Here is a 24,872-nt window from a genome sequence, read left to right on the forward strand (position 1 = left end):
TTATGCCGCGTCACGAACAAAATGCGCGGCTAACGCGCCCTCTAATTGTGCGAGTAACGCATAGCGGCGGCGATATTCTGCCCGTTTTTTGCTAGCAATATCGTCAATCGGTTTACGCGCGATTTTGGTTGGTAAATTGAAATGGCCTTCTATGCACGGTTCCCCGCCAACAGACAGCCAAAAACTGTTGTAGTCAGCATGCAATTTTTCTTTTTTCTTGGCCCGATAGCGCCAGTTTTGATAAATGTGCGTTTCATTCCCCACCGCTTTAATTTGTGTTATCCCCATTAACTCTGCCAGACAGCATGCGGCTTCCAATACCAAACGTTTAGGAAATAGGCCATGACAAGCTTTAGTGCTGGTGTGAATTGCGCTGTGTGGTGTTCCATTATCTGCACCTTGTAACCCACCAATAAACAATGTTTTTTGCTGTTGGTAGTAAAACAGACTGAAAGTCAGTGCTGCCAGCGTTTGCTGTTGCTCATTTGCCAGCATCAGCGTAATTTCTCCTTCTTTATTGAGTTTGGGAATAACGCCCAAATAAAGAGAATACTTTTCCTCATTCTTGCCAATTAATTCAGCCAGTTTATAGGGTGACGTATGCAAGTAGTTGCGACGTAATGCCGCAGGCATACATTGGTTAATCAATAGGAAATGATCCTGCAATACCCCCAGTTTTTGACGATTATTTAGCGTGTTAGTCAGATAAGGGCGATGCAACTTACAAGGAAAATCGGGTTGTGTGCGCAGTATACTGTTTAGAAACGGTTGCTTAACCAGTACGCCCAATAAACGAAAGGTTAGTTTTGGGCTGATAAGGGTTCGGGCGATAAATTTAAGCCGAAACTGCAACCCTTGCCATGAGCCACCCAGAGCCTGACTACCTTTGAATAGCAATGTAATTAACCCCCAACGGTTAATATTATTGGGTATCGATGAGGTGTTATTGATGTTATGCATGATTAAATCCGTAATATCACTGTATTCCTGACGCCATTCAAACAAACGGGAACTAAACAGAGGGTCAATGCATCTTAGATTTCGCCTATAGCACGGCTGTATTGATATTTGGTTTAGTTAAATGAGAATTTCCGATGCTATTTTCAGCAGATTGAAAAATTAACGAATAAGGAAGGTAATTGATTTGATGCAGTTCAGTCGCAGTCAGCGCCGATGGTTTACCGTAATTGCCGTGTTAATTATGGGTGGTTTTTTCCTCATCAGACATCTGACGGCCCCGGCCCCGGTGCAATACCAAACAGTAAAAGTTGCCAACCGTGACTTGCAACAGAATGTTCTGGCAACCGGTAAACTTGATGCGGTGCGTAAAGTTGATGTGGGTGCACAGGTCAGTGGCCAGTTGGAAAAACTGTATGTGGAGATTGGCGATCAAGTTAAGCAAGGGCAATTGCTGGCGATGATCGACCCGCAACAGGCACAGAACCAAATTAAAGAAGTGGAGGCGACACTACAGGATTTGAATGCTCAGTTGGCACAGGCAAAGGCTGAAATGCAACTGGCCGCGGTCACACTGCGCCGTCAACAGGATCTGGCAAAATTACAGGTGGTATCACGTCAAGACTTGGATCAGGCCAGTACCAGTTTGGCAGTGAAAAAAGCGCAGGTAGAGACGATTAATGCGCAAATTAATAAGACTAAAGCCAGTTTGGATACAGCCAATATCAATCTCGATTACACCAAAATTTCAGCTCCAATGGATGGCGATGTAGTGCAAATCACCACCTTGCAGGGGCAAACAGTGATCGCTGCGCAACAAGCACCGAATATTCTGACGTTGGCGGATATGAGCACTATGTTGGTGAATGCGCAGGTATCAGAAGCGGATGTCATTCATCTGAAACCGGGGATGAAAGCCTCGTTTACCGTACTGGGTGATCCCGGCAAACACTTTGATGGGGTGTTGAAAGACATTCAACCAACACCAGAAAAAGTAAATGATGCCATTTTCTACTCGGCACGTTTTGAGGTGCCGAATCCTGATCGCTTATTGCGCCTGCAAATGACTGCGCAGGTTTCAATTCAACTTGCCAACGTAAAACAGGCGATGGTTATTCCGTTATCGGCCTTAGGTGATGAATTGGGAACTAACCGTTATCAGGTTGCGGTGCTGAAAGACGGCAAAGAAGAGAAACGGGAAGTGACGATTGGTATCCGTAATAACGTTGATGCACAGGTGATTTCTGGTTTGAATGTTGGTGACGAGGTCATCGTTAGCCGCGGTGGCACGGAGGAAGCCTAATGACGGTATTGCTTGAGTTAAACGGCATCCGTCGTAGCTATCAGTCCGGTGAAGAGACCGTGGATGTATTACAGGATGTCTCACTGACAATTAATGCCGGTGAGCTAGTGGCAATTATCGGTGCCTCTGGTTCGGGTAAGTCGACGCTGATGAACATTCTGGGCTGTCTGGATAAGCCGAGTGCTGGTGTTTACCGCGTCGCAGGACAGGATGTGGCAGTATTAGATAATGATGCACTAGCGGCTTTGCGCCGTGAGCACTTTGGTTTTATTTTCCAGCGTTATCATTTGCTGCCGCATCTCAGTGCTGCACACAATGTGGAAGTTCCGGCGGTCTATGCCGGTTTGGGTAAAAACGAACGTCGCGAGCGGGCCAATATGTTACTCACCCGCCTGGGGCTGGGCGACCGTGTCGGGTACCAACCCAACCAACTATCCGGTGGGCAGCAGCAACGTGTCAGTATCGCCCGCGCCCTGATGAATGGCGGGCAGGTGATTCTGGCTGATGAGCCAACTGGTGCACTGGATAGTCATTCCAGCGTTGAAGTTATGGCTATCTTAAAACAGCTACAGCAGCAGGGGCACACGGTCATTATTGTTACTCATGACCCAACTGTTGCGGCTCAAGCTGAGCGGGTTATCGAAATAAAAGATGGCCGCATTATGGCGGATTCAGGTTCGAAAACGGTGCAAGCAGTGGCCGCTTCTGAGGCAATTAGTCTGACGCCACCGGCACCGTCATGGCAGCAACTGGCAGGCCGTTTTCGCGAGGCATTATTAATGGCCTGGCGTGCCATGTCGGCGAATAAAATGCGCACGGCCTTGACCATGTTAGGCATCATTATCGGTATTGCCTCCGTTGTCTCTATCTTGGTGGTTGGGGATGCGGCGAAGCAACTGGTTCTTGCTGATATCCGGGCTATTGGCACTAACACTATTGATGTCTATCCCGGTAAAGATTTCGGCGATGACGACCCCAGTACCCGGCAGGCATTGGTTTATGACGACATGGCCGCACTGAAAGCACAGTCCTACGTTAGTGCTGTATCCCCGACCATCGCAGGCAGTATGCGGCTCCGCTATGGCAATATTGATGTTGCCGCCAGCGTATCTGGGGTTAGTGAGCAGTATTTCCGGGTGTTCGGTATGAAACTCGAACAGGGAACGGCCATTACCCATGAGCAGGTTGAACGCCAGTCGCAGGTAGCTGTTATTGACCGCAATACCCAACGCCGTTTGTTCCCTCATATGAAGGATGTTGTAGGGCAAGTCATACTGGTGGGGAATATGCCTGCCACTGTCGTTGGGGTGGTGGAAGAAAAGCAATCCATGTTTGGCAGCAGTAAAGCGCTGCGCATATGGGTACCTTACAGCACCATGGCGAGCCGTCTGATGGGGCGTGCCTATTTTGATTCGATAACCATCCGAATTAAAGAGGGATATAGCAGTAAAGAGGCGGAGCAGCAGTTGGTGCGGTTGTTGACGATGCGCCACGGTAAGAAAGACATATTCACCTATAACATGGATAGCTTGTTGCAAACGGCGGAAAAAACTACCCGCACTATGCAATTGTTCCTGACACTGGTGGCAGTAATTTCATTAGTCGTGGGGGGGATTGGCGTGATGAATATTATGCTGGTTTCGGTGACCGAACGTACTCGAGAGATCGGTATCCGCATGGCTGTAGGGGCGAGATCCAGTGATGTTATGCAGCAATTTTTGATTGAAGCAATTCTGGTTTGTCTGGTCGGTGGAGCACTGGGTATCTCGCTATCTTTTGCTATTGGTCTGGTTGTGGAGATGTTCCTGCCTAACTGGCAGATAGCTTTCCCGCCGGTTGCATTGTTCAGTGCATTTTTGTGCTCTACAGTGATAGGCGTGGTGTTTGGTTATCTACCCGCGCGCAGTGCCGCTCGGCTAAACCCGATTGATGCATTGGCCCGTGAATAAATTAGCTTGTGAATAGATTAGTCAAAGGATTGATCTTGGTTCATATGGCCGCATATTAGAAGTATTAGAAATAAAAATGCCAGTCATCGTTGGCTGGCATTTTGAATCGTAATCGATGTTAGTAGCAACACGCCGCCTGGGAAATACCGTTGGCACCAGACTGTTTCGGTGATGGTATGCCCGCAGGTGCAGGCGAGTGAATGCGTGGTGTCAGGCCAATGCAGCGAGTTCCTGCGGTATGGCTTCTTGCAATATGACATCTAACCCGAGTGGAACTATCAGGCTGGCATGGTTTCCTTTTGGTCCCTGATGGACATCAAAGTTAACCATCTGACCGGCTTTTAATGTGCGGTAGCCATCCATCTGAATAGTTGAATAGTGAGCGAAGATATCTTCGCCGCCGCCCTCAGGGCAAATAAAGCCAAAACCTTTGGCATTGTTGAACCATTTAACAGTACCCGTCTCCATACTTCTACGTTCCTCGCAAGGCTATTCTAGTTTGAGATGAGGTAATCACTGGTTAAAGTGAGCGCGAATTGGTTAAAACTCCAACAGCTCACGAAAATACACTCTAGTGGAAATGGTCTTAACGTCAAGGGGAGGGCTTTTGTCTGACCGAGGCAGTTATTCAAAGTTTGATGTAGCTAACGCTATTGCGTTTATCTGGTTACAATTTAATCACTTTTAACGCAAAAAAACCGGCTTCTTTCTCTGGCGGCGTTATGGCATAAGTGATGTTAAAATAATTATAGATATCTGCACGAAATGGTCTTATAACCGGAGTGAGGTATTGCTCCTGTATGGTTCTGTGAAACGATGGGCAGGCAATGGGCAACAATAACGACTGGCTGAATTTTGAACATTTAGTCAAAGATAAACAGAAAGAGGCGCTCAAACCGCCGTCTATGTATAAAGTTATACTTAACAACGACGATTACACACCGATGGAATTTGTGATTGACGTTCTGCAAAAGTTCTTTTCTTATGATATTGAACGTGCAACACAACTGATGCTCAATGTGCATTATCAAGGAAAGGCGATTTGCGGTGTTTTTACTGCCGAAGTTGCAGAGACAAAAGTCGCACATGTGAATCAATACGCCAGGGAGAACGAGCATCCATTGCTTTGTACGCTGGAAAAAGCCTGATTAAGGCAATTATTGGGAGGTGCCTATGCTCAATCAAGAACTTGAACTCAGTCTCAATATGGCTTTCGCCAGAGCGCGTGAGCACAGACACGAGTTTATGACCGTGGAGCACCTATTGCTGGCATTGCTAAGCAATCCGGCTGCGCGGGAAGCGCTGGAGGCGTGTACGGTTGATCTGGTGGCGTTACGCCAGGAACTGGAAGCGTTTATCGAACAAACCACACCAACATTACCTGTTAGCGAGGAAGAGCGTGACACTCAGCCTACGCTCAGTTTCCAGCGCGTGTTACAACGTGCAGTTTTCCACGTCCAGTCATCTGGGCGCAATGAAGTTTCGGGTGCCAACGTGTTGGTCGCCATCTTCAGTGAACAAGAATCTCAGGCGGCCTACCTGCTGCGTAAGCATGATGTCAGCCGTCTGGATGTAGTGAACTTTATTTCCCACGGCGCTCGTAAGGACGAACCGGGTCAGGCACCGAATGCAGAAAACCCGGTAAATGAAGAGCAGGCAGGAGGGGAAGACCGTATGGAAAACTTCACCACCAATCTGAATCAACTGGCTCGCGTGGGGGGCATTGATCCACTTATCGGTCGCGACAAAGAACTGGAACGTACTATTCAGGTATTGTGCCGTCGGCGTAAAAATAACCCGCTGTTAGTTGGGGAATCCGGTGTCGGTAAAACGGCTATCGCGGAAGGTCTGGCCTGGCGTATCGTGCAGGGCGATGTTCCTGAAGTGATGTCGGAATGTACATTGTACTCACTGGATATCGGTTCACTACTGGCCGGAACTAAATACCGTGGTGACTTTGAAAAACGTTTCAAAGCGCTGCTGAAACAGTTGGAAAATGATAAAGACAGCATTCTGTTTATCGATGAAATTCATACCATTATCGGCGCAGGTGCTGCCTCCGGTGGGCAAGTTGATGCAGCTAATCTGATTAAACCACTGCTTTCTAGTGGCAAAATTCGGGTCATTGGTTCCACCACTTACCAGGAATTCAGCAATATTTTTGAAAAAGATCGGGCGCTGGCCCGGCGTTTCCAGAAAATTGATATTACTGAGCCGACGCCGGAAGAGACCGTTCAGATTATTAACGGCCTGAAGCCGAAATATGAAGCACATCATGATGTGCGTTATACCGCGAAAGCGATACGCGCAGCGGTGGAGTTGTCGGTTAAGTATATTAATGACCGCCATTTACCGGATAAAGCCATTGATGTGATTGATGAGGCTGGTGCGCGTAGCCGCCTGATGCCACTTAACAAACGTAAGAAAACTGTCAATGTGTCAGACATTGAATCCGTAGTGGCTCGTATCGCCCGTATTCCTGAGAAAACCGTCTCTGCCAGTGATCGTGATGTGCTGAGAAACCTGAGTGACCGGCTGAACATGTTGGTGTTTGGTCAGGATAAAGCCATTGATGCGCTCTCTGAGGCGATCAAAATGAGCCGCGCAGGATTAGGGCATGAGCATAAGCCGGTGGGATCATTCCTGTTTGCAGGCCCTACGGGGGTGGGTAAAACGGAAGTTACGGTGCAATTGGCCAAAGCGTTAGATATCGAACTGCTGCGTTTTGATATGTCCGAATATATGGAGCGCCATACTGTCAGCCGCCTGATTGGTGCGCCTCCAGGTTATGTAGGCTACGATCAAGGTGGTCTGTTGACCGATGCGGTTATCAAGCATCCTCATGCAGTTTTGCTGCTGGATGAAATTGAAAAGGCCCATCCAGATGTGTTTAACCTGTTACTACAGGTGATGGATAACGGCACTCTGACGGATAACAATGGGCGCAAAGCCGATTTCCGTAACGTCATTTTGGTGATGACCACCAATGCTGGTGTGCGCGAAACGCAACGTACCTCCATTGGTTTTAAACAGCAAGATAACAGCACTGACGCGCTGGAAGAGATCAAAAAAGTGTTTACCCCGGAATTCCGTAACCGGTTAGATAACATTATTTGGTTCAACCACTTGTCACCTGCCGTTATCCAGCAGGTCGTCGATAAATTTATCGTTGAGTTGCAGGCGCAATTAGATGCTAAAGGCGTGTCATTGGAGGTCAGTGAAGAAGCACGTAATTGGTTATCTGATAAAGGCTATGACAAGGCGATGGGCGCACGACCAATGGCGCGGGTAATTCAGGAGAATCTGAAGAAACCGCTGGCCAACGAGTTGTTATTTGGTTCTCTGGTTGATGGTGGCTCGGTCACTGTTGGGCTGGATAAAGAAAAACAACAACTGGCTTATGAGTTTCAGAGTGCGCAGAAACGTAAAACTGAAGGTGCCGTTCATTAAATGTAATATGCCCCCAATAGCGAGTATCGGGTGATATAGACGTTACACCGTTACAGCGTCAAGTATATCGGGCAATAAAAAAGGGCGATAAGCTATAAACTTATCGTCCTTTTTGTTTTCCACAATTAGTGACTTTGCATTTCACTATTGATTTCACGATGAATAAACCTACTCAATCGGTAAACAAAAGAAAACGCAAAACGCCCTTGCCATAAATGGGAAGGGCGCCGGAGGGGGACTACATCCTCAGAGCTCGCCAGTCTTAAACTGACGACAGATTAGCCGATTAACGGCTACGGAAGACAATGCGGCCTTTGCTCAGGTCGTACGGGGTCAGCTCTACAGTGACTTTGTCACCCGTCAGGATGCGGATATAGTTTTTACGCATTTTACCGGAGATATGAGCGGTTACCACGTGCCCGTTTTCCAATTCAACGCGGAACATGGTGTTCGGCAGCGTATCAAGAACGGTGCCCTGCATTTCAATATTGTCTTCTTTGGCCATCGAATCCTCTAGGTGTAACTACCTTAGTTTTTAACCGGCAAGATAATGCCGAAAAACCCACATTATGTAAAGAAGTGTTGGCGGTCATCGCACCATTTCAGCAAAATTAGTCTGCCGGTAAGAGGGGATAAAGCCTAATGTGGGGTACTTTCTCAACGGTTGATCTTTACTGCATCGTGGATGAAAAATTCAACGATTGCGGTAACCAGCATTCAGCCGGTAGTGGACTAAACTGGAGTTGACTCAACTGCTGCATAAAAAAGTTTCGTGGGATCTCAATCGCACCCAGCGACGCAGTGTGAGCGTTGAGGACCTGACAGTCAATCAGTTCTCCACCCTGACGGGTAAAATGATGACAAAAAACCATTAATGCGCTTTTTGAAGCATTGTCAGCTCGGCTAAACATCGATTCTCCACAAAACAGTTTACCCATTGCAATGCCATACAATCCGCCAACCAGTTCATTTTCCAACCAAACTTCAACCGAATGCGCGTGCCCTAGGGCATGTAATTGGCAATAAGCTTGCTGTACATCTTCGCCAATCCACGTCCCCTCATCACGTTGCGAAGCACAAGCTTTGACGACATCGGCAAAAGCATGGTTAAGCGTGAGGTGATAAGGGCAACGGCGCAGAAAGCGGCGCATACTGCGGCTAATATGCAAATCTTCTGGGAATAACACCGCGCGCGGGTCCGGTGACCACCATAAGATCATCTCCCCAGGGCTAAACCAAGGGAAAATCCCTTTCTGGTAAGCTGCCAGCAGGCGAGGAGCGGCTAAATCGCCCCCAAGAGCCAGCAAACCATTAGGTTCGCGCAGTGCCAGCTCAGGTGAGGGAAAGGCAAATGATTGAGAAGAGAGCTGTGTGATGCGCATAAATCCCCCTGGTAATATCTTCAAGCCCATCGCCTTCGAACTTAAAATCACAGCATTGTTAGCTGCCATGCTAAGTTCGCTGGGTATAATAAATAACAATGAATACCACTTTTTCTTCAGTGGTTTTTATTCATATTAGCGCGAATGATGCTAATTACCTGCTCGCATTCAGGTGACTCACCCACAATTCACGCACTGCACTGTTCAATGGCGTTGATGGAATTGGTAATAGCGCCCTTTGTTGTGCAGTAAACTATGGTGATCACCTTGCTCAACAATCTTGCCACCATCCATCACACAGATTCGGTCCATATATTCCAGCCCGTACAAGCGATGAGTGACAATGATCAGGCTCTTGTGCTGACAGTGCTGGCGGAGTAGCGCCAGAATTTGTTGTTCCGTTTCAGCATCTAACCCCTCAGTCGGCTCATCAAGTAGCAGCAGTGGGGCCGGATGTAGCAAGGCTCGAGCAATCCCCAAACGCCGTTGTTCACCGCCAGAGAGTGGCCGACCGCCATCCCCCATCCAGGCATTCAGCCCCTCACTGTTATCCAGCAAATTAGCTAACCCGACTTGTTCCAAAACCGTTTTCAACTGTGTATCAGACGCAGCGGGGCAAGCCAGTAACAGGTTTTCACGTAGCGTACTGCTAAAGACATGTACCCGCTGGCTAACCACTGTCATCATCTGGCGCAAGGTGTTTTCGTCATAATTGGCCAAGGGTTCCCCATTAAGCGTGATACTGCCTTGGCTGGCATCCCAGGCACGGGTTAATAATTGTAACAATGTGGATTTTCCACAGCCAGTGCGCCCAAGTAGCGCAATATGCCCCCCTGCGGCCAGTGACAGCGATATATTCTGTAGAACGGGTAATGGCTGCTGCGGGTAGGTAAAACTCAACCCTGTCACTTCTAGCGCCACCTGTGAGGTAACCACTGGGCCATTGGTCGGGAATGTCACTTCAGGCTGTTGTTCCATCAATTGCGCTACGCGGGTCGCGGAAGCGATAACTTGCCCTAAGTGTTGGAATGCACCAGCCACCGGCAGCAAGGCTTCAAATGCGGCTAAAGAGGTAAAAACAAAGAGTGCCAGTAATGCCCCGGGTGGGTTATTCCCGCCAATACCGTCAGCGGCGAGCCATAAAATTAGCGTGACCGTCAGGCCAGTAGCCAGAATCATTAACGCCTGCGCTAAACCAGCCAAGGATGCTTGCTGTTGTTGGCGCTTCATCCAGCGTTGCTCAATATCTTGCAAAGAAGCACGGAATTGCTGCAACGCACCGAATACCAACAACTCGGCCTGCCCTTGTAACCAAGAGGTCAGTTGCGAACGATAAAGACCACGCAGGTCCGTCAGGTCACGACCAATGGGCTTACCGGCACGATAGAAAATCAATGGAACTAACAGTAATAACCCCAGCAGGATGGCACCCAGTGTCAGGGCCAGATTGACATCCAGATAGCTCAGACCAAACGTCACGGCGGCAATAATTGCGATGGCAGCCACCAGCGGTGAGATGACGCGCAGATAGAGATGATCGAGGGTATCGACATCGGCGACCAAGCGGTTCAGCAGTTCACTTTGGCGGAAACGGGCAATCCCGGCAGGGGAGAGTGGCAGGATCTTCTGGAAAGCGAAGACCCGCAGATGTGCCAGAACACGGAATGTCGCGTCATGGCTGACAACTCGCTCCGCGTAACGGCCTGCCGTACGGGTGATTGCCGCCCCTCGGACGCCGGCAGCTGGCAGCAAGTAGTTAAACGTATATAATCCAGCAGGGCCAGCGATGGCGGTACCTGCAAGGAACCAACCTGATAATGTCAGTAAGCCGATACTCGCCAGCAGCGTGACAATTGCCAGCACGATACCCAGACAAATCAGGAACCAATGGCGGCGATACAACGCCAAAAAAGGAAGAAGTACGCGCATAATTAAAGCTCCTCACTGCGATGGGACAGCAGATTGGCAAATGAACCGTCAGACTGGCTGAGTGTGGAGTAATCACCTTTCTGAATCAAAAGGCCACGATCCATTACCCAGATTTGATCATAACCTAGCGTATCTTCTAACTGATGGGTAACCAGCAGCGTCGTCTGCCTGCGGGAGGCTTCCTCCAGCGCTTTCATCACCAACTGTTCGCTGTGAGCATCAAGGCTGGCGGTGGGTTCGTCCAGCAGCAATAAGCGGCACGGGTTCAGTAAGGCACGGGCAACGGCAACACGTTGTGCCTGCCCAACGGAGAGACGTGCACTATGGTCGCCGACTTCAGTATTCAGCCCTTGTGGCAAATCAGCCAGGAATTCATTGATATAGGCACGCTCCACCGCCTGTTGCAATTGGCTGTGTGACGCATCTGGTTGGCCCAGCATAATGTTGGCCGCCAGTGTCTGCTCCGGCAAATGTGGGTTTTGGCCAACCCAGCTTAATTGCCTACGCCATGCCTGTGCTTCCAGTTCGCGTAATTCAACCCCGTTAACTTTCAGCGAGCCGCGATAAGGTAAAAAGCCCAGCAGCAGGTTGAGTAATGAACTTTTACCTGCGCCACTCAGGCCAACAATGGCAACGCGTTTGCCTGCGGGTAATAAGAACGTCAACGGCCCTGCCAATCGGACGCCATTCGGAGCCAGGATTTCCAGTTGATCGGCTTCCAGGGTGATAGCTTGGTTACCTGTCAGCACTTGGTCACCTTGACCAATTGCTTCGCCTTCGCTACTCAAAAATGTGACCAGCGATTCCGCTGCGCCCACCGCCTGAGCTTTTGCGTGGTAAAACGTGCCTAAATCTCTCAGTGGTTGGAAGAATTCGGGGGCCAGAATCAATACCAGAAAACCAGCAAACAGGGTGACGCCCAAACCATAACTACCAAAGTTCAGTTCGCCTAAATAGGAAAAACCAAAGTAGACGGCAACCACGGCAATGGAGATGGCGGCGAAAAATTCTAGTACGGCTGAAGATAAGAATGCCATACGCAGCACTTCCATGGTGCGGCGGCGGAAATCTTCTGAGGCGTCGCGAATGTGGTCTGTTTCTGCTTTTGCGCGGTTAAATAACCGTAACGTGTCTAATCCGCGTAAGCGATCAAGGAAGTTGCCACTCAACCGCGCCAGTGCGACAAAATTACGCCGATTGGCGTCGGCGGCACCCATCCCGACCAGCGCCATAAACAGCGGGATCAAGGGCGCAGTGACAAACAAGATCAAACCTGCCACCCAGTTGATAGGGAAGACGGCAATCAGGATGAGCAGTGGAATAAATACGGCCAGATACATCTGCGGCAGATAGCGGGAGTAGTAGTCCTGCATATCTTCAATCTGTTCCAGAATGATGGTCGCCCAACTGCCGGCGGGCTTACCTTTCACCCACGCAGGGCCGAGCTGTTCTAATCGGTCCAAAACGACATTACGGATCTGCTGGCGAACTTTCATTCCGCAGATAAATCCTACCCGTTCGCGCAACCAGCTGATCACCGCGCGCAATGCAAAAGTACCTGCCAGTAACCAAAAATCAGCAGTTAATGCCGCTCGGGGGAGTTTGTCGATAATCAGAGATTGCAGCAGGGTGGCCAGTAACCATGCCTGAGCGATGATCAATAACCCGCTGAGGAGGCCAAGTAACATGGACAGGCGGAGCCAACGTTGCGCGGGGGCGCTTTGTTTTTTCAGCCAACGAATCAACTCATACTGTCTTGTTTTATTCATCAGGCAATTTATCTGCGCAGGGAGCTAGAAAATATCAAAAAGTGTCTGTCACCGTTGACGGTGGCAAACTCGCGAAAGGCAATATTACCTTGTCATGACGCGAGGTGAAACCATTAGGTTGTGATAGCCGCCGCATTCCACAACAGGAGTAATTAACTGTTTTTAATTGGGATGCAGGTGAGTGAAAATAAAAAACGGGTGGTTTACTTATCGTAAACCACCCGCCACATAGCGCTTTGATCCCCGTGCGGAATCGTTATTTATCGTTTACTAGCCCATCCAGATAGCGTTCTGCGTCCAGCGCCGCCATACAGCCGGTACCGGCTGAGGTAATTGCCTGGCGGTAAATATGGTCCATAACATCGCCCGCAGCGAACACACCCGGAATAGAGGTTTGTGTTGCGTTACCCTGAATACCTGACTGAACTTTGATGTAGCCATTTTCCAGTGCCAGTTGATCACCAAAGATGGCAGTATTAGGGCTATGGCCGATGGCAATAAACACCCCTGCAACTGCAATTTCTTCAGTTTGATCACTCTTGGTTGACTTCAGGCGCACACCCGTCACACCCATTTCATCACCCAGCACCTCGTCCAGCGTGCGGTCAGTGTGCAATACGATGTTGCCGTTGGTTACTTTTTCCATCAGGCGATCAATCAGGATTTTCTCTGAGCGGAAGCTATCACGACGATGAATTAAATGAACTTCAGCCGCGATATTCGCCAGATACAGCGCTTCTTCAACGGCAGTATTACCGCCACCGACTACCGCCACTTTCTGATTCCGATAGAAGAAACCATCACAGGTTGCGCAGGCAGAGACCCCTTTTCCTTTGAATGCTTCTTCTGACGCCATCCCCAAATAGCGGGCAGAGGCTCCTGTAGCAATAATCAGCGCATCACAGGTGTACTCAGCACCATCACCAAACAGGCGGAATGGGCGGTTTTGCAAATCTACGCTGTTGATATGGTCGAACAGAATTTCTGTCTCGAATTTTACGGCATGCTCATGCATCCGCTCCATCAGAGCAGGGCCAGTCAAGCCTTCAGGATCACCGGGCCAGTTCTCTACGTCGGTAGTGGTGGTCAATTGACCGCCTTTCTCCATTCCGGTAATCAATACAGGTTTCAGGTTGGCGCGCGCAGCATAAACCGCCGCAGTGTAACCCGCAGGGCCAGAACCCAAAATAATCAATTTGCTATGTTTAGCCGTGCTCATGAATACCTCTTTCCCACAATGGCGGACAATGTTAGCGATTGTAGGGAAAATTGTGCATTAAAAAAAGCAGACAAAAATGTTGTTAGCGATTTGTTTGATAGGTAATGCCTATTTAATGAACTAAATGTATTAAGAATCGGCAGTTAGCGGTGAAGCGAAGTCAGGTCGTGGGTAAATTGGACCAAAATTCAATTTTACGTTGTGCACCAAATCGTGCCGAAAAGCGTTAACCCTATAAAATATGTGGGCTGTAAGCCGACAGCTAAAAAAATAGCCGTAATCCGACAGTGCCTTTTTGCACCATTTTATAGCAAATTTAGGGCGAAAAAATAGCGAAGGGAAACACTCTGGGATTTTAATTCTGGCACGTTCTACTGATTTAACTTCTTTTACTTTGACAATCGGCTGCGCATTTGCGAAAACATCATAGGAAGAAGAAATTATCTGCGCGCCATAATTTCAGATTTGGTGTCAGTGATACCAAGCGAAAACCCTGGAACGTTTTCGATTAATGCTGGGTGGCGGGTGGAATAAGTTCTCGAACAACGGTAGGGGGACGTTTCTGCCGTGGTTCGCGATGTGCTACCTCTTCCTCAACGCTAATAATCATCGAGTACCTCGCATACAGTTGGACAGACAGGGTGTGAGATAACAACGTGTTGATATATTTGCATAAAACAGGCTGCGGGTCGTTGTCTGTAGCAGGCTCTGAGTATAAACACGATAAGAGCATGTCACAGACTCAAGGAAATTAAGAGAGACTATAAGATGATAGATAATAAAAAACGCCCGGGGAAAGAGCTTGATCGTATTGATCGTAACATCCTGAATGAATTACAAAAGGATGGACGTATCTCTAACGTTGAGCTTTCAAAACGAGTCGGGTTATCACCAACGCCATGTTTGGAACGAGTTCGCCGCTTAGAGCGTCAGGGTTTCATTCAAGGTTATACCGCACTGCTTAATCCACAGTATTTGGATGCGTCATTGCTGGTTATCGTTGAGATTACTCTGAATCGTGGCGCTCCGGATGTGTTTGAGCAATTTAATGCCGCTGTTAAAAATCTTGAGGAAATTCAAGAGTGTCACCTGGTTTCCGGCGATTTCGACTATTTGTTGAAAACCCGCGTACCAGATATGTCCGCTTACCGTACATTACTCGGTGAGACCTTGCTTCGCCTGCCGGGCGTTAATGACACTCGTACCTATGTGGTCATGGAAGAAGTGAAGCAGAGTAACCGCCTAGTCATTAAAACGCGGTAAACAGGCAGGTGCAAAACCTGAGTAATTTGGTTACACTCCTGTTTATTCATACAGTTTCAACGCCGGGAGGGTTCTCGGCGTTGTCACTCATACCAGTTAACAGGAACCTGGAGAGCCTTTCTTGAGCCAGGAATATACAGAAGATAAAGAAGTTACTCTGAAAAAACTCAGCAGCGGGCGTCGTTTACTCGAGGCGGTTTTGATTGTGGTAACGATTTTGGCAGCCTACCTGATGGCCGCGCTGCTCAGTTTCAATCCTTCGGACCCAAGCTGGTCCCAGACCGCATGGCATGAGCCTATCCACAATCTTGGTGGGGGTATTGGTGCCTGGATGGCCGATACACTGTTCTTCACCTTTGGTGTTTTGGCTTACGCAATCCCTGTGATTATGGTGATGTTGTGCTGGGCAGCTTTCCGTCAGCGCGATGCCAGTGAACACGTTGACTACTTTGCCCTTTCCTTGCGCCTGATTGGTACATTAGCCCTTATTTTGACGTCATGCGGCCTGGCTGCATTGAATATTGATGATCTCTATTACTTTGCTTCTGGCGGCGTCATTGGCAGCTTGTTCAGTAATGCCATGTTGCCGTGGTTCAACGGTGTAGGGGCAACCCTGACGTTGCTCTGTATCTGGGCTGTTGGTCTGACGCTGTTTACCGGCTGGTCATGGTTGGTCATTGCCGAGAAAATTGGCGGGGTGGTCTTAGGCTCACTGACGTTTATGACCAATCGCTCACGTCGTGAAGAACGCTATGACGATGAAGATGACGATTATCAGGTTGAAGATTCCGACGTTGCTGAACAAGAACAGAGTGCGGCTTCAAATAAAGCATTAGCCGTAGGCGCGGCTGGTGCCGCACTTGCCGCATCTGCATCTCATGCTGATGACGACGTGTTATTTTCCGCGCCATCAGCAACCGACACCGCCAATGCTTCTGAGCAGAGCTTACCGCCGGTGTCTGAAACCAATGATGATTATGATCCATTATTAAGTAGCTTACGTGCGACTGATAATGGCTATCAGCCAACACCTTCCGGGATGCCATCCGAGTCGATTAATAGCCATAGCACGGCACCGATGACGCCTAACTCGGCAGCGACACCGCCGTTATATTCGTTTGAAATTCCGCAAGAGACGCCATCACCGGTTCAAACTCGCGTGGCTGCGTCTGTTGAACGGCCAGAACCGCAAATCGGTGCTTGGGATGTACCACCTGCGCCTGTCAGCCATTCACCGTTCGATTTCTCAACCGCGCAGCGCCAGAGTGATCAGGTCGATAGCGCTCCTTATAACAACAGCGGTTTTGGTCGTGCTCTTGACGGTTTGGCTGCGGTGAGTTCGGGCAGTGATCCATTGATTAGTGATCCATTGATCAATAGCAGCTTGTCAAATAATCCATTGTCTCATCACGGTGTGTCGGGAACTGCTGTCGCCGCTGCAAGCGCAGCAGCGACGTTTATGCCAGCATTTACTGCCACCAGTGACACCAGTTCTCAGGTAAAACAGGGTATAGGTCCTGAGTTACCACGGCCTAATCCAGTGCGTATTCCAACGCGGCGTGAGCTGGCCTCTTACGGTATCAAGTTGCCTTCACAACGTATGGCGGAGCAGGAACAACGCGAACAAGAAGCGCAAAATCCTCAGGTTAATGCAGCTTCGTTCAGCAACGAGCCTCTATCAGAAGATGATGATGCGTTGCAGCAAGCCATCTTGCGTAAAGCGTTTGCCGACCAGCAATCCGAGCGTTACGAGCAATCATCAGACGCAGAGGGTAATCCGTTTACCGCCCCTGAGCCAGAAGATGAGCAAGCGTTGGAAGAAGCCGCATTACGGCAGGCCTTTGCAACACAACAGCAGCATCGTTATGGGGTGGTTCAGCACGAAGATTCTACTGACCACGAAGATTCTACTCATCACAAAAATAGTGCCCCTGAAGGAATGCAGCCGGTTGATACCCGTCGTGCTTATACATTCTCGCCGGTTGCCGATCTTGTTGATGATAGCCCTCGTGAGCCGCTGTTCACGCTTTCTCCCTATGTTGAAGAAACCCCCTCTTCAGCGGTGTCACAAACTATTTTGCCTGAGCAGTCGCCGCAATATCAGCAGCCGCCAGTGCAGCAAGCACCTTCAGGGCAAGTCACGCCAGTTCAAGCACCCTATACTCAGCCTGCCGTGACCCCAGCTTATGCTCCGACACCGGTGCCATCTGCTGTTGTGCCAACTGCGCCAGTACCACCTGTCGCACCCATGCAACCAGCGCCGGCAATGGACAGCTTGATCCACCCGTTCCTGATGCGTAATGATCAGCCGTTGATTAAACCGACCACACCACTGCCTACGCTTGATTTACTCTCTTCTCCACCCGCGGAGGAAGAGCCGGTTGATATGTTTGCTTTAGAGCAAACGGCTCGTTTGGTTGAAGCGCGATTAGGTGATTATCGGGTCAAAGCGGAAGTGGTGGGTATCTCTCCAGGGCCGGTCATTACTCGCTTTGAGTTGGATTTGGCTCCAGGTGTTAAAGCGTCGCGCATTTCCAATCTTTCCCGCGATTTGGCTCGCTCTCTCTCTGCGATTGCCGTGCGCGTGGTGGAAGTTATTCCGGGCAAACCTTATGTCGGGCTTGAACTGCCAAATAAGCATCGCCAAACGGTCTATCTGAGGGAAGTGCTCGACTGTGCCAAATTCCGTGATAACCCTTCACCGCTCGCTATAGTGCTAGGTAAAGACATCGCCGGGCAGCCGGTGGTCGCCGATTTAGCCAAAATGCCACACTTGTTGGTAGCCGGTACTACTGGTTCTGGTAAGTCGGTTGGGGTGAACGCGATGATCCTCAGTATCTTGTATAAAGCCACACCGGATGAGGTGCGCTTTATCATGATTGACCCGAAAATGCTGGAGTTATCGGTGTATGAAGGCATCCCTCATTTGCTAACCGAAGTGGTTACCGATATGAAAGATGCCGCGAACGCCTTGCGCTGGTGTGTCGGTGAGATGGAACGGCGCTATAAATTGATGTCGGCGCTGGGCGTGCGTAATCTCGCAGGCTATAACGAACGCGTAGCTCAGGCTGAAGCTATGGGGCGGCCAATTCCTGATCCGTTCTGGAAGCCATCTGATAGCATGGATATCTCACCGCCGATGTTGGTGAAACTGCCTTATATCGTGGTGATGGTGGATGAGTTTGCCGACCTTATGATGACGGTGGGCAAAAAAGTTGAAGAGCTGATAGCACGTCTGGCGCAGAAAGCCCGTGCTGCGGGTATTCATCTGGTGCTGGCTACCCAGCGCCCATCGGTTGATGTCATCACCGGTTTGATAAAAGCCAACATTCCAACCCGTATCGCATTTACGGTTTCCAGTAAAATTGACTCACGCACCATCCTCGACCAGGGTGGCGCGGAATCACTGCTGGGGATGGGGGACATGCTGTATATGGCACCCAACTCTTCGATTCCTGTACGTGTGCACGGCGCTTTTGTCCGTGACCAGGAAGTGCATGCTGTGGTTAATGATTGGAAAGCCCGTGGTCGCCCTCAATACATTGAGAGTATTCTTAGTGGTAGTGAAGAGGGGGAAGGCGGTAGTCTTGGGTTAGATAGCGATGAAGAACTGGATCCATTGTTCGATCAGGCGGTGAGCTTTGTGTTAGAAAAGCGCCGGGCGTCAATCTCTGGCGTGCAGCGCCAGTTCCGTATTGGGTATAACCGTGCTGCACGTATTATTGAACAGATGGAAGCTCAACAAATTGTGAGTACGCCGGGCCATAACGGTAATCGTGAAGTATTGGCGCCACCACCTCATGAGTAACCTTTTACCCTGAGGCTGTTAACATAGACAGGGCCGCTTTGCGGCCCTTATGCAAAGAAGCGTAACCCCATATTTATCAGAGTATTTTATAAGGTATTTCGAATAATGAAAAAACTGCTTGTTGCTTGCTGTCTGTTATCGGGTTTAATTTCAGCTTCAGTTCTGGCAGATGCCAGTACCGATTTGCAAGGTCGCTTGAGTAAGGTGAACAGCTTCCATGCTAATTTTTCGCAAAAAGTGACCAGTTCTGATGGTGCAGCGGTGCAGGAAGGTGAAGGGGAGCTGTGGGTAAAACGGCCCAATTTGTTTAACTGGCATATGACCTCACCGGATGAAAGTGTGCTTATCTCCGATGGGGAAACCTTGTGGTTCTACAATCCCTTTGTTGAGCAGGCTACGGCAACCTGGTTGAAAAATGCGACCGGTAACACCCCGTTTATGCTGATTACCCGCAATAACCCAGATGATTGGAAACAGTACAATGTTAAGCAGAAAGGCGATGATTTTGAACTGACACCCAAAAGTGCCAGCGGCAATCTGAAGCAATTTGCCATCACGGTTACGCCAACGGGGACTATCAAGAGCTTTACTGCGGTTGAGCAGGATGGGCAGCGCAGTGCTTACACTTTGAAAGGCCAACAAAATAGCTCGGCTGACGCCAGCAAATTTAAATTTACCCTACCAAAAGGTGTGACGCTGGACGACCAGCGGCAGTGAGGTTTGCGTGAGTAATATGTCTCTCGACTTTTCCCAAAATGAGTTTCAGCCACTGGCCGCGCGGATGCGGCCTTTGACGTTGGATCAATATATTGGTCAGCAACATTTGCTGGCTCCGGGTAAACCACTACCACGGGCAATCGTTGCGGGGCAGTTACACTCGATGATCCTCTGGGGGCCGCCTGGAACGGGCAAAACCACATTGGCAGAAATTATTGGCCGTTACGGTCAAGCTGATGTGGAACGCATTTCTGCCGTGACCTCCGGTATTAAAGAGATTCGTGAAGCCATCGAACGCGCACGGCAAAACCGTGATGCTGGTCGGCGCACTATCTTGTTTGTCGACGAAGTCCATCGTTTCAATAAAAGCCAGCAGGATGCTTTTTTACCGCATATTGAAGATGGCACTATTACCTTTATTGGTGCCACCACTGAAAATCCCTCGTTTGAATTGAATTCGGCACTGCTTTCCAGAGCGAGGGTTTATTTGCTTAAGGCATTAACCGCCGCAGATATCGAAAAAGTGATTGATCAAGCGATGTCAGACAGTGGCCGTGGCTACGGCGGGCAGAATATCAAACTACCAGACGATACTCGCCGTATGATGTCGGAGTTGGTCGGTGGTGATGCTCGTCGGGCGCTGAACAGCCTTGAGATGATGGCAGATATGGCTGAAATAGATGCCAACGGGGTGCGAGTATTAACCCCTGATTTGCTAAAGGAAGTGTCCGGTGAGCGTAGTGCCCGTTTTGATAACAAAGGTGATCGTTATTATGATCTGATCTCGGCGGTGCATAAGTCTATTCGTGGTTCGGCCCCGGACGCGGCGTTATATTGGTACGCACGTATTATCACCGCAGGTGGCGACCCACTTTATGTCGCCCGCCGTTTATTGGCTATTGCCTCGGAAGATGTCGGTAATGCGGATCCACGCGCCATGCAAGTGGCTATATCGGCGTGGGACTGTTTTACCCGAGTCGGCCCGGCAGAAGGTGAGCGGGCGATTGCTCAGGCAATTGTTTATCTGGCTTGTGCCCCAAAAAGCAATGCTGTTTATTCTGCGTTTAAAGCAGCGATGCAGGACGCGCGTGATAAGCCCGATTTTGATGTGCCAGAACATCTGCGCAATGCACCAACCAAACTGATGAAAGAGATGGGGCTTGGGGCGGAGTACCGATATGCCCATGATGAACAGCATGCTTATGCTGCTGGTGAGAACTATTTCCCGCCAGAAATGGCCGCGACTCGCTACTATTCGCCATCATCCCGTGGTCTGGAAGGTAAAATCGGTGAAAAGCTGGCATGGTTGGCTGAGCAGGATCAAAATAGCCCGATAAAACGCTACCGCTAGTCTTGCCGTTGCGGTAAGGTTAGCGCTATATGGTAAGTGGCTGTTTATACCGCTTATGTCATGAAATTCTCCTTTAATAACCATTATGCCCAAAATAGTTGAAGTTGCGGGTAGGCAGTAAGTAAGCGAGTCTCGATGAGTTTACTGAGGTAAGTGATTCGGGTGAGAGAACGCTGCCAATACCGCTGCAACTTCGAAGATGAAAGGCATTCTATAACTACAAGCACAGGACTAGCATGCTCGATCCCAATATGCTGCGCAATGAGCTAGACGCAGTCGCCGAAAAACTTGCTCGCAGAGGTTTTAAACTTGATGTTGAGATGTTGCGCCAACAAGAAGAGCGCCGCAAAGTTTTACAGGTTGAAACAGAAAGTCTGCAAGCAGAACGTAACTCCCGATCGAAATTGATTGGTGCAGCCAAGGCGCGTGGCGAAGATATCGAACCATTGCGTCTGGAAGTGAATGTGCTGGGTGAGAGGCTGGATGCGGCTAAGGCCGAGCTGGACAAGTTACAAAACGAAATCCGCGATCTGGCGTTGTCTATTCCTAACCTGCCGGATGATTCTGTCCCTATGGGTAAAGATGAGAAAGACAATCTTGAAGTCAGCCGTTGGGGTGAGCCACGTAAGTATGACTTTGAGGTGAGAGATCACGTCTCGCTGGGCGAAATGACCGGTGGCCTTGATTTTGCTGCTGCAGTGAAGTTGACTGGTGCACGGTTTGTGGTGATGAAAGGGCAAATAGCCCGTATGCACCGTGCGTTATCCCAGTTTATGCTGGATCTGCATACCGAAAAACACGGTTATCAAGAAGCTTATGTTCCTTATCTGGTTAACCATGCCACGTTGTACGGGACTGGCCAGTTACCGAAGTTTGGTGAAGATTTATTCCACACCAAACCGCTGGAAGAAGAGTCAGATAGCAGTAACTATGCGCTGATTCCTACCGCGGAAGTGCCGCTGACCAATCTGGTACGCGATGAGATTCTGGAAGAAGACACTCTGCCATTGAAAATGACGGCCCATACCCCGTGCTTCCGTTCTGAAGCGGGTTCCTATGGTCGTGATACCCGTGGCTTGATTCGTATGCATCAGTTCGACAAAGTTGAGATGGTGCAGATTACTCGCCCGGAAGATTCGATGGCGGCACTGGAAGAGTTGACCGGTCATGCAGAGAAAGTTCTGCAATTACTGGATTTGCCATACCGTAAAGTGCTGCTGTGTACTGGTGATATGGGCTTTGGCTCCAGCAAGACTTACGATTTGGAAGTATGGCTACCAGCGCAGGATACTTACCGCGAAATCTCTTCTTGTTCTAACATGTGGGATTTCCAGGCGCGCCGTATGCAAGCTCGTTGCCGCAATAAGATCGATAGAAAAACCCGTTTAGTTCATACCCTGAATGGTTCTGGTTTGGCGGTTGGCCGCACGTTGGTTGCTGTGCTGGAAAACTACCAGCAGGCAGATGGCCGAATTGAGGTTCCAGAAGTATTACGCCCATATATGGGTGGCCTGGACTTTATCGGTTAATAACATATGGATTAATCACTAATCCACTATGCAGAAAGCGCCTTAGGGCGCTTTTTCTTTTTTGGTGCATCGCCAAAGCGTACAGACTGAAGATTGTCAGTAGGTGCTTCCAACATATCGTGCTATCCCCTCGTGCGCAGTAATTGACTTTTATATCGCCAGTGGCATGATGCGCTCACTTTTATCGTCCCGACGGCTCCTGTCTTATTATGTCCGCATATTCTCGCCCGGTTCTGCTGCTGCTTTGTGGGCTTTTGCTGTTTACGATTTCTATCGCAGTGTTAAATACATTGGTTCCCTTGTGGTTATCCCATCAACAATTGCCAACCTGGCAGGTGGGGATGGTTAGCTCGTCTTATTTTAGTGGGAATCTGGTTGGGACACTGATTGCAGGGCGCTTGATCCAGCAACTTGGATTTAATCGCAGCTACCATTACGCCTGTATTTTATTTGCGTTGGCGACTTGCGGATTAATGCTATCAGTGGACTTCTGGAGTTGGCTGGGGTGGCGCTTTTTGGCCGGCGTGGCATGCGCCCTGATTTGGGTCATTGTCGAAAGTGCGTTACTGCGCAGCGGCACGTTAGCCAACCGTGGGCAACTGCTGGCAGCTTATATGATGGTCTACTATCTGGGGACCGTCGCTGGGCAATTATTATTAGGTGTCGTGTCAACGCAATTACTCAATGTTATCCCTTGGGTCAGTACATTGGTCATTACTGCCATGCTACCACTGCTGTTTGCTCACTTCTCGCATCAGGGTGGCAGTGAGTCCCCACACATTGCCATTTGGCCGATGCTTAAGCGCCGTAGCGCTCGCCTGGGTATTAATGGCTGTATTATCTCAGGGGTGGTGCTAGGTTCGCTCTATGGCTTGCTGCCGCTCTATTTATCGCATCAGGGCATGAGTGATGCCAGCGTCGGATGGTGGATGGCTTTGCTGGTTAGCTCCGGCATTATCGGTCAATGGCCGATAGGAAAAATGGCGGACCGTTATGGACGTTTGTTGGTGCTGCGCATTCAGGTGTTTGTCGTCATCCTCGGCAGCGTAGCCATTTTAGGTAATTATGCCTTGGCTCCGGCATTATTTATTCTGGGATGTGCCGGTTTTACCCTTTATCCGGTCGCTATGGCTTGGGCGTGTGAAAAAGCCAGTGCTGATGAGTTAGTGGCGATGAATCAGGCATTACTGATGAGTTATACCCTCGGTAGCCTGACCGGCCCAACCATGACCTCGCTGCTGATGCAGCGCTATTCTGATAATTTACTGTTTATCATGATAGCCGGTGTTGCCTTAGTGTATTTGATGATGCTGCTGCGTAAGCCAGATCAGCAACAGACACCTTACGCTGCCATCTAACAGCCAAAAAAATACCGCCAGTGGGATAACCCACGCTGGCGGTATCTAGGGATATGCGTTGATTAACTGACCACACCCTTCTTACTTGAAGCTGCCGCGACCTAAGCTGCCTGCAACAACAATGACTTGTTTGTACATCAATACATTACTTTGTGACCATAGCTTTCGAGAATGCCTTTCACCCGATCCATGATCTCAGCGGTAGGGGGCTTCACCCCATCCAGTTTGTATTCTTCGCCCATGGCGACCCATTTGTGCTTACCCAACTCATGGTAAGGTAGCAATTCGATTTTCTCGATATTGGTCATGTTCTGGGTAAACTCGCCCAGCATGTGTGCTGATTTATCATCATCTGACCAACCCGGCACCACCACATAGCGGATCCAGGTTTTTTGGTTACGTTTTGCCAAATAACGGGCAAATTCTAATGTTCGATGATTAGATACACCCACCAGATTCTGATGCACACTGTCATCCATCTGCTTTAAATCCAGCATCACTAAATCTGTGGCATCAAGTAACTCATCGATTACCGGATCATAACGGCGTACAAAACCGTTGGTATCCAGACAGGTATGGATGCCTACTTCATGACACGCGCGGAACCAATCGCGCACAAACTCGGCCTGCAAAATGGCTTCGCCACCCGAGGCAGTCACACCGCCGCCAGATGCATTCATAAAATGGCGGTAGGTGATGGCCTCTTTGACTAATTCTTCAACGGTAACTTCTTTACCGCCGTGGGTATCCCAAGTATCACGGTTATGGCAATACAGGCAACGCATTAAGCAGCCCTGGAAGAATACGATAAATCGGATACCTGGGCCGTCAACAGTGCCACAGGATTCGAATGAGTGAATACGACCAAGTACTGACATAGCAGGATTT

The 24,872-nt window shown here is 49.3% G+C and carries 18 protein-coding genes; 10 read left to right on the forward strand and 8 right to left on the reverse strand.

Annotation, left to right across the window (positions count from 1 at the left end):
* Positions 1 to 960, reverse strand: coding sequence for a VirK/YbjX family protein (locus tag EL015_RS08125; protein WP_032906185.1), 960 nt, complete (start codon positions 958 to 960; stop codon positions 1 to 3).
* 187 nt (positions 961 to 1,147) lie between these two features.
* Between EL015_RS08125 and macA the strand changes: the two genes are divergently transcribed.
* Both macA and macB read left to right on the forward strand, forming a co-directional pair.
* Complete coding sequence (macA, locus tag EL015_RS08130; protein ID WP_032906184.1) at positions 1,148 to 2,260, forward strand: macrolide transporter subunit MacA; 1,113 nt, start codon at positions 1,148 to 1,150, stop codon at positions 2,258 to 2,260.
* On the forward strand, positions 2,260 to 4,209 hold the full coding sequence (macB, locus tag EL015_RS08135) for a macrolide ABC transporter ATP-binding protein/permease MacB (protein WP_005184744.1): 1,950 nt from the start codon (positions 2,260 to 2,262) through the stop codon (positions 4,207 to 4,209). The genes macA and macB overlap by 1 nt, the downstream gene beginning before the upstream one ends.
* Positions 4,210 to 4,419: 210 nt before the next feature.
* Here the strand turns inward: macB and cspD are convergent, their stop codons facing one another.
* Positions 4,420 to 4,677 (reverse strand): cold shock-like protein CspD, encoded by a 258-nt coding sequence (cspD, locus tag EL015_RS08140; RefSeq protein WP_005184741.1) that lies wholly within the window; start codon positions 4,675 to 4,677, stop codon positions 4,420 to 4,422.
* 359 nt (positions 4,678 to 5,036) lie between these two features.
* Between cspD and clpS the strand changes: the two genes are divergently transcribed.
* Together clpS and clpA are read left to right on the forward strand one after the other, a co-directional pair.
* Positions 5,037 to 5,357 (forward strand): ATP-dependent Clp protease adapter ClpS, encoded by a 321-nt coding sequence (clpS, locus tag EL015_RS08145; RefSeq protein ID WP_005184739.1) that lies wholly within the window; start codon positions 5,037 to 5,039, stop codon positions 5,355 to 5,357.
* A gap of 25 nt (positions 5,358 to 5,382) precedes the next feature.
* Complete coding sequence (gene clpA, locus EL015_RS08150) at positions 5,383 to 7,659, forward strand: ATP-dependent Clp protease ATP-binding subunit ClpA (RefSeq protein WP_005184736.1); 2,277 nt, start codon at positions 5,383 to 5,385, stop codon at positions 7,657 to 7,659.
* A gap of 286 nt (positions 7,660 to 7,945) precedes the next feature.
* Here the strand turns inward: clpA and infA are convergent, their stop codons facing one another.
* The 5 genes from infA to trxB form a co-directional block, all read right to left on the reverse strand.
* Positions 7,946 to 8,164 (reverse strand): translation initiation factor IF-1, encoded by a 219-nt coding sequence (gene infA / locus EL015_RS08155; protein WP_002211347.1) that lies wholly within the window; start codon positions 8,162 to 8,164, stop codon positions 7,946 to 7,948.
* 166 nt (positions 8,165 to 8,330) lie between these two features.
* Positions 8,331 to 9,041, reverse strand: coding sequence for a leucyl/phenylalanyl-tRNA--protein transferase (gene aat / locus EL015_RS08160; protein WP_032906183.1), 711 nt, complete (start codon positions 9,039 to 9,041; stop codon positions 8,331 to 8,333).
* A gap of 204 nt (positions 9,042 to 9,245) precedes the next feature.
* Positions 9,246 to 10,970 carry a heme ABC transporter ATP-binding protein/permease CydC gene (cydC, locus tag EL015_RS08165; RefSeq protein WP_032906181.1) on the reverse strand — a complete coding sequence of 575 codons (1,725 nt, stop codon included), beginning with the start codon at positions 10,968 to 10,970 and terminating at the stop codon, positions 9,246 to 9,248.
* Positions 10,971 to 10,972: 2 nt separating this feature from the next.
* The gene (gene cydD / locus EL015_RS08170; protein WP_005184719.1) at positions 10,973 to 12,739 is read right to left on the reverse strand and encodes a heme ABC transporter permease/ATP-binding protein CydD; all 1,767 of its coding nucleotides are present in this window, start codon (positions 12,737 to 12,739) and stop codon (positions 10,973 to 10,975) included.
* Positions 12,740 to 12,995: 256 nt separating this feature from the next.
* Positions 12,996 to 13,958, reverse strand: a complete 963-nt coding sequence (gene trxB / locus EL015_RS08175) for a thioredoxin-disulfide reductase (RefSeq protein ID WP_005184715.1) — start codon at positions 13,956 to 13,958, stop codon at positions 12,996 to 12,998.
* Positions 13,959 to 14,726: 768 nt separating this feature from the next.
* Between trxB and lrp the strand changes: the two genes are divergently transcribed.
* The 6 genes from lrp to EL015_RS08205 all read left to right on the forward strand — a co-directional run bounded on the left by lrp (position 14,727) and on the right by EL015_RS08205 (position 23,984).
* Complete coding sequence (gene lrp / locus EL015_RS08180) at positions 14,727 to 15,221, forward strand: leucine-responsive transcriptional regulator Lrp (RefSeq protein ID WP_005184714.1); 495 nt, start codon at positions 14,727 to 14,729, stop codon at positions 15,219 to 15,221.
* Positions 15,222 to 15,342: 121 nt separating this feature from the next.
* Positions 15,343 to 19,029: a DNA translocase FtsK gene (locus EL015_RS08185; RefSeq protein ID WP_005184712.1), complete on the forward strand. Its 3,687-nt coding sequence runs from the start codon at positions 15,343 to 15,345 to the stop codon at positions 19,027 to 19,029.
* 105 nt (positions 19,030 to 19,134) lie between these two features.
* Entirely contained in the window at positions 19,135 to 19,746 is a 612-nt protein-coding gene (lolA, locus tag EL015_RS08190) for an outer membrane lipoprotein periplasmic chaperone LolA (RefSeq protein ID WP_005184709.1), read from the forward strand.
* A gap of 7 nt (positions 19,747 to 19,753) precedes the next feature.
* Positions 19,754 to 21,097 (forward strand): replication-associated recombination protein A, encoded by a 1,344-nt coding sequence (locus EL015_RS08195; protein ID WP_032906179.1) that lies wholly within the window; start codon positions 19,754 to 19,756, stop codon positions 21,095 to 21,097.
* Between the two features lie 236 nt (positions 21,098 to 21,333).
* Entirely contained in the window at positions 21,334 to 22,626 is a 1,293-nt protein-coding gene (serS, locus tag EL015_RS08200; protein ID WP_005184702.1) for a serine--tRNA ligase, read from the forward strand.
* A gap of 209 nt (positions 22,627 to 22,835) precedes the next feature.
* On the forward strand, positions 22,836 to 23,984 hold the full coding sequence (locus EL015_RS08205; RefSeq protein ID WP_005184700.1) for an MFS transporter: 1,149 nt from the start codon (positions 22,836 to 22,838) through the stop codon (positions 23,982 to 23,984).
* Positions 23,985 to 24,121: 137 nt separating this feature from the next.
* Here EL015_RS08205 and pflA read toward each other — a convergent pair whose 3' ends face one another.
* Positions 24,122 to 24,862, reverse strand: a complete 741-nt coding sequence (pflA, locus tag EL015_RS08210; RefSeq protein ID WP_005184698.1) for a pyruvate formate lyase 1-activating protein — start codon at positions 24,860 to 24,862, stop codon at positions 24,122 to 24,124.
* Between the last annotated feature and the right edge of the window lie 10 nt (positions 24,863 to 24,872).

Origin of the sequence: Yersinia intermedia, assembly GCF_900635455.1 — a bacterium.
GTDB lineage: Bacteria > Pseudomonadota > Gammaproteobacteria > Enterobacterales > Enterobacteriaceae > Yersinia > Yersinia intermedia.